Below are 3,561 nucleotides of genomic sequence, written 5' to 3' on the forward strand. Positions count from 1 at the left end.
CATCTCATCCGTTGCGTCCAAAAGAAACCATATCCCTAGAAAATCACTAAATTACCAAACACCATTAGAAGTTTTTTTGAGTTACGTAAATGGAAAGTTTTGTCTCGCTTAATTTGACAAATAATACAGTGATAAGTATATCATAATTTACTCTATTATCAAAAAAACGTATCCATTCCATTGTAGAATACTTTACCGAACAAGTTGAATTGTTTTCCTCTTTTTCACCTTTTACTATAGATAGGTAAAGACAACTAAGGAGGAATCTCTCATGACAGATCAATCGTATGATTTAAGAAAAGTCATCGAAGAACTAAAAACACTTCCAGGTCAATATCACGAAACAGATATTGAAATCGATCCTGAAGCAGAATTATCTGGTGTTTACCGTTATATCGGTGCTGGCGGTACAGTAAAACGTCCGACTCAAGAAGGACCAGCTATGACTTTCAACAATATCAAAGGTTTCCCCGGCACGCGCGTGAACATCGGGACAATGGCTAGTCGTAAACGTGTAGGTGAAATTTTGCACCATGATTATCGAACACTTGGCCGTTTCTTGAAAGACGCTGTAGAAAATCCAATCAAACCTGTGAAAGTAGACAAAGCAGACGCTCCAGCACAAGAAGTCGTTCATCTATCTACCGATGCAGACTTCGATATTCGCAACATTTTGCCTGCACCTACAAATACTCCTGAAGATGCTGGTCCATACATCACAATGGGTGTAGTCTTAGGATCAGATCCAGAAAAAACAATGAGCGATGTAACGATCCATCGTATGGTTCTAGAAGATAAAGATACGATCGGTATGTACATCATGCCTGGCGGACGCCACATTGGTCACTTCCAAAAACAATTCGAAGCCTTGAATAAACCAATGCCTATCACTATCAATATTGGTTTAGATCCAGCAATTGCCATTGGCACGACTTTCGAACCACCTACCACTCCACTTGGCTACAATGAACTATGGTGTGCAGGAGCTTTGCGTAACGAACCTATTCAAATCGTTGATGGTATAGCAGTCAATGAAGTGGGTATTGCTCGTGCTGAATTCATCATCGAAGCAGAAATCATGCCAAATGAAACAATGCAAGAAGATATCAACACGAACTCAGGAAAAGCAATGCCAGAATTTCCTGGCTATACTGGGGATGCTAATCCAGCTGTACAAGTAGTGAAAGTCAAAGCAGTTACTCACCGAAAAGACAATCCAATCATGCAAACAACGATTGGTCCCAGTGAAGAACACGTATCTATGGCTGGTATCCCTACAGAAGCAAGTATTCTTGCCTTAGTCGATAAAGCTATTCCAGGAAAAGTAGTAAATGTCTACAATCCTCCTGCAGGTGGTGGTAAATTGATGACCATCATGCAAATCCGTAAAGAAAACGAAGCGGATGAAGGTATTCAGCGTCAAGCAGCTATTCTTGCTTTATCAGCCTTCAAAGAATTGAAGACAGTCATTTTAGTCGATGAAGATGTTGATATTTTCGACATGAACGATGTAGTTTGGACTTTCAACACTCGTTTCCAAGGAGATAAAGATATCATCGTGATCCCAGGAATGAGGAACCATCCATTGGACCCATCTGAATTACCAGAATATAATCCTGGCTCTATTCGTTTTCGTGGGATGAGTGCAAAAACTATCTTTGACGGTACAGTTCCTTTCGATATGAAAGAACATTTTGTACGTGCAAAATTCCAAGAAGTAGAAGATTGGGAAAAATATTTGAAATAATGAATGATCTGCAACTGTTTTGACATCATAAAAAGGAGTGCGGAAAATGGAACAATTGGCACAACGGAAGAAAAAAATCGTGATTGGTGTAAGTGGCGCTTCAGGCACCATTTATGCCATCAACCTCGTGAAGAAACTAAAAGAATATCCGATGGTAGAAACACACGGAATCATCAGTCCATGGGCAAAACAGAACTTAAAGCTGGAATCCGACTTATCACTAAATGAATTCGAAAGCCTGTTTGATTACCATTATTCAAACAAAGATTTAGGTGCTGCTGTCGCCAGCGGATCATTTTTGACCGATGGAATGATCATCGTACCGGCAAGTATGAAAACAGTCGCAGGTATCTCTGTTGGTTTAGGCGACAACCTTATTGCACGTGCTGCTGATGTAACAATGAAGGAGCAACGAAAGTTAGTCATTGTTCCTCGTGAAACGCCATTAAATGCCATTCACTTGGAAAACTTGACTAAATTAGCACGACTAGGTGTGCAAATCATACCACCAATCCCTGCTTTTTATAATCAGCCTCAAACGATCCAAGATCTTGTTAATCACCATACAATGAAACTTTTGGATCAATTTGGAATTGTAAATGAGCATTCAAAACGTTGGCAGGGTGATTAATATGGAAAAAGAAACGATAGTTGAAGTAACCAAACTAGGTTTCACGATCCAAGCTGCTGTTAAAGTAATCGGTAAAGACTTATTGATCACTTTAACAGGCGGAGATACACCACATATCGGAACAGTCACTACATTTTCTCGTGATACAGAGATGCAAACTGTACGTTTCCCTAGCCACGATGGTCGGTTCCATAAAGACGATGTCTTAGCCGAAAAAATAGCTGTGATCATCACAACTGCCGTTCCGGGAAGTTGTACGATCACTTCCGGTATCCATGTTGACCATATCTCCAATGCACAAATCAACGCCTCTTTTCCGATGTCAGAAGAGTTAGGTTACAAAATTTTAGATTGGTTGGAAAAAATAGATTTCCATATCAAAGAACCAGTTTATTATAAAGATGGTGAAAAACCATTATGAAAGAAGAGGTTGTGAAATCAGCGTTATGACCTGAGTATGAGAGAAAAAAATGGAAAAATAGCTTCTCATATTTTGCCGTTTTTGAGCTAATACCGAGGGACAGCTGATTGAACGCCGTTTATCAAGAGGTTGTGATAAAGCCGCTTCGTTTTGAGTAGTAAGAAAAATTTTGTAAACATGGGTTTCCACATTTTTACATAAATTTGACTTACTACCGAGAAACTGGCTTTTGAACACCGTTTATCAAGAGATTGTGACACGTCTTTTGTCACAACCTCTTTTATTTTTGCTTCACTGTAACTGCTACAATATCACCGATTTCTTTTCCGATGTTTTTACGAATATCTTTTCGTAGTCCAAGGATGTAGCAGACTGAACCATCTGGATTTTTCACGCCCATATTCACGATACTGCCTTCATACGGCACATTGTCAAAAGTTGCTTGGACTTTAACTCTTCCAGCGCCGAATTCTTTTCTTATATCATACGGAAAAATAATATATGCCCCGCCCTTGCCGACTTCGGAAGCATAGATTTTTGATTCAAAAGAATAAATTTCCCTCATTTTATTTCTCCTATTTTTTACATCTAGTATAGCATAGCAAAAAAAAGAAGGAACTGTGACAAAAGTCTTGTGTAGTGACCCCCAAAAGTTAGACTTTTTTGGAGTGGAGAAATCCACTCCTTTTTTCATGCTCTAAAATGATATTTTTACACAACCGTTGCGGTTGTTTTACGAAATTGGATGGGACTTTGCCAGTT

4 protein-coding genes and 1 pseudogene are annotated in these 3,561 nt (G+C 39.1%); 4 read left to right on the forward strand and 1 reads right to left on the reverse strand.

Annotation, left to right across the window (positions count from 1 at the left end; all coding sequences use genetic code 11):
• From OS138_RS12610 to OS138_RS12625, 4 genes and pseudogenes are all read left to right on the forward strand, one after another.
• Window positions 1–112, forward strand: a pseudogene (locus OS138_RS12610) (IS30 family transposase); the annotation flags it as partial.
• A gap of 159 nt (window positions 113–271) precedes the next feature.
• Entirely contained in the window at window positions 272–1,747 is a 1,476-nt protein-coding gene (locus tag OS138_RS12615; protein ID WP_086324457.1) for a UbiD family decarboxylase, read from the forward strand.
• A 46-nt stretch (window positions 1,748–1,793) separates the two neighbouring features.
• On the forward strand, window positions 1,794–2,378 hold the full coding sequence (locus OS138_RS12620; RefSeq protein WP_002328281.1) for a UbiX family flavin prenyltransferase: 585 nt from the start codon (window positions 1,794–1,796) through the stop codon (window positions 2,376–2,378).
• A gap of 1 nt (window position 2,379) precedes the next feature.
• Window positions 2,380–2,799, forward strand: coding sequence for a prenylated flavin chaperone LpdD (locus OS138_RS12625; protein WP_086324456.1), 420 nt, complete (start codon window positions 2,380–2,382; stop codon window positions 2,797–2,799).
• A gap of 280 nt (window positions 2,800–3,079) precedes the next feature.
• On the opposite strand, the gene OS138_RS12630 is transcribed toward OS138_RS12625, so the two are convergent.
• Complete coding sequence (locus OS138_RS12630; RefSeq protein WP_002286335.1) at window positions 3,080–3,364, reverse strand: DUF1905 domain-containing protein; 285 nt, start codon at window positions 3,362–3,364, stop codon at window positions 3,080–3,082.
• Between the last annotated feature and the right edge of the window lie 197 nt (window positions 3,365–3,561).

Source organism: Enterococcus sp. E5-37, assembly GCF_035726925.1.
Taxonomy (GTDB): domain Bacteria; phylum Bacillota; class Bacilli; order Lactobacillales; family Enterococcaceae; genus Enterococcus_B; species Enterococcus_B faecium.

Excerpts from the sequence above, each read along its gene's own strand:
- OS138_RS12615 (WP_086324457.1), top strand. The coding sequence starts at position 272 with ATGACAGATCAATCGTATGATTTAAGAAAAGTCATCGAAGAACTAAAA.
- OS138_RS12630 (WP_002286335.1), bottom strand. The coding sequence starts at position 3,364 with ATGAGGGAAATTTATTCTTTTGAATCAAAAATCTATGCTTCCGAAGTC.
- OS138_RS12625 (WP_086324456.1), top strand. The coding sequence starts at position 2,380 with ATGGAAAAAGAAACGATAGTTGAAGTAACCAAACTAGGTTTCACGATC.
- OS138_RS12620 (WP_002328281.1), top strand. The coding sequence starts at position 1,794 with ATGGAACAATTGGCACAACGGAAGAAAAAAATCGTGATTGGTGTAAGT.